The sequence below is a fragment of the Methylobacterium sp. GC_Met_2 genome (genome assembly GCF_026540795.1).
GTDB lineage: Bacteria > Pseudomonadota > Alphaproteobacteria > Rhizobiales > Beijerinckiaceae > Methylobacterium.
This window is the reverse complement of sequence record NZ_JALNUM010000235.1, coordinates 1-2,473: the sequence shown is the minus strand read 5'-3', so window position 1 is coordinate 2,473 and position 2,473 is coordinate 1. Positions and strand designations below refer to the sequence as shown.

The following is a 2,473-nucleotide window of genomic DNA, read 5'->3' as shown; positions in this document are numbered from 1 at the left end:
CATTATAACGTGGGACCCCCCATAAAAAAATGAAAAACAATGCGGGCTTCATTCAACAACACGAGATGAATTTTGAGATTCTGGTTCGAAAAATTTCATCGATTAGAGCCTAAAAAGCTTACTTAATTATATACAGAGATGAATGTTATGCAAGCCGGTCCGACAGCACTCTGTATATCCAAACATAGCAGATTGGCATGAAAACATTTATAGAAGCGCCTGAAAACGATTGTTGAAGATTAGGCGACTGATAAAGAAAAATAATCAGCAACCATTCGCGAACACCTATAATTATCCTCGATAAATCTACTTTGCGCCTTCACAGCCTGATTATAAGCTTCATCGATTGGCATATTGAGAATAGCGTCCCTGATCGCATCTGGGCTAGCAAGGGGAACATACTTGACTTCGTCATCGTCAAAATAGGTTCTGATTCCTCCGGTGTCAGTGGACACAATTGGCACGCCCATCGCCGCAGCCTCGAGAGCAACAGTTATGCCCGAATAGGAATTTTCATACATGCTTACTACAACGAAATCTGTGCTTCTATATAGCTCTTTGAACTCGTCGATGGTTGGACGCTTTACCTGACGGAAATTGGAGGCTTTCTCGAAATAAGAAATAGGAAGCCGATCGCAAACAATTACGACGTCGAATTTCGAATTATTTGCAAACGCTTGATGGATAGCATCCCAATTCCGGGTTTTATCATTTCCTGGGCAAAAAATCTTCGTGGTGGTACGCGTTCGACCTTTTGATGGCTTTTGTACGACAAAAGCCTCATCCGATATGCCAAATGGAACGGTCCTTAGATTCGCACCTTCCATGAATTCCTCAGCTTTGCGCTGATGAGCTACACTATGGAATGTCAACAGATTTGCGCGCTTTACCAGCATTCTTACTATTAAATTTGAATAGAGCCTAGGTTTCTTTGTCAGTCTATCGAAGAGCCAAACATTATTGCAAAGCACGAATGTATTTTTATTGTTACTTAAAATCAATACAAGTAGTACCCCCAAATACTCAACATCAGTGACTGTCCAAACGACGTCTGCTTGCTCTATTTTTTTCCAATTGCCAATAGCATGAAGCAAATCTAAACAAAATATCTTGATGATTGACTTTCTTATGAATTGGTATATAGGACCATTTAATACCGATGAAGAGAATGAAATATCGTAGCCAGTATTAAGTGCGTGGTGAAAGCCATATGCAATCGGATCCGGTGTCAAGCCGAGCGAATACAAGTGTTGAGTTTTTCGCACATCTAATTCCGGCGATAGTTGAATGTGTATCCGCATCGTTATCCCTTGATACTATGGAAACCTTAGCGCACAAAATTCACCCGAACTTAAAACAAAAAATCGGCGTTTCAAAGTCTCGCTCTGACAAAATTATAAATATTTTGAAGAAGCGGGAATCGCTTAGCTGTGCTTTTGAGCTTAGCTCTAAAGGATCTTTCGATGAACCGTCGCGATAATTCGCCAGCAAGAAAAGGTCGAACTCGCCAATCAACCTGACCATAATAGTACGGCACATTTTTAGGCATCTTATAAGGTATGCCGGTTGACTCTTGATATTCTGCAACGTATTTAGACCAATTATCGTCTATTGAATTTGTGGAGACACCACCATGATACTGGTGGAATGTCCCTTCGCCTAACAACAGTGTAACTTTATTTCTCTCATCCGAACATATCCGATTCCAAATATCGTGATTAGCTAGGCCGCCTCCCGGTCCAGAAAATTTTTCATTATAACCACCGAGATCCTGCCAGAGCGATCTCCTTAAAAAAAGGGCGTTTGTTTCGGCAGGGATGGACAAAATTCCATCTCCCGATGATGGATCCAAGCTCGCTATATTGAACAACTCATATCCATTAGTTGGCCAGAGGATAGACTCAAGAAGTTTATCTTCTTGAAGTTTGCTATAACCTTTTCTGATGGATATATTTTGTGGTTTAGCCCCTAAATGGAACGAATAAGTACCGACGACGGTACGGTTATTGATTCCCATTATGCTCATGGCGGTTGCCAGTAGTCCAGGGCTCGCGAGACGCGCGCCATCAATAAATATACACAAAATGTCGCCCTGGGCTTTCGAGGCTGCCCAATTCAATGCTGGAATAGGCGAAGGAGTAGGCTGATCATACTTTAGAAACTGAACCCTCGAAGGCCCGGGAATTGGATCTAACTCATATGGAAGCGTGGAACCATTATCTACTATGATGACTTCGTATGGTATTTCATCCATATTCGCTTGCATATCTGCAGATAAGCTTTTCAAAGTCTTGGGAAGTTCTCTCTGCATATTATAGCATAAAATTACAATGGATAATTGAATCTTTGATCCATCCTTATTTTCATGCATAGAGATATCTCATCTGATGATACCGGTGATGAACACCTAATTTTGCCATCGGTTGCATTCGCGGCCGATAAATGAATTTGGTACTCTCATTATTCATTAGAT

The 2,473-nt window shown here is 41.2% G+C and carries 2 protein-coding genes; both read right to left on the bottom strand.

From position 1 onward, the window contains the following. Positions 1 to 239: 239 nt before the first annotated feature. Entirely contained in the window at positions 240 to 1,301 is a 1,062-nt protein-coding gene (locus tag OXS49_RS33125; RefSeq protein ID WP_267428737.1) for a glycosyltransferase, read from the bottom strand. 71 nt (positions 1,302 to 1,372) lie between these two features. After that, positions 1,373 to 2,371, bottom strand: a complete 999-nt coding sequence (locus OXS49_RS33120) for a glycosyltransferase family A protein (protein WP_267428736.1) — start codon at positions 2,369 to 2,371, stop codon at positions 1,373 to 1,375. Positions 2,372 to 2,473 lie beyond the last annotated feature (102 nt).

Bases quoted from the DNA above. Each gene is read 5' to 3' on its own strand.
- OXS49_RS33125 (WP_267428737.1), bottom strand. From the start codon at position 1,301: ATGCGGATACACATTCAACTATCGCCGGAATTAGATGTGCGAAAAACT.
- OXS49_RS33120 (WP_267428736.1), bottom strand. From the start codon at position 2,371: ATGCATGAAAATAAGGATGGATCAAAGATTCAATTATCCATTGTAATT.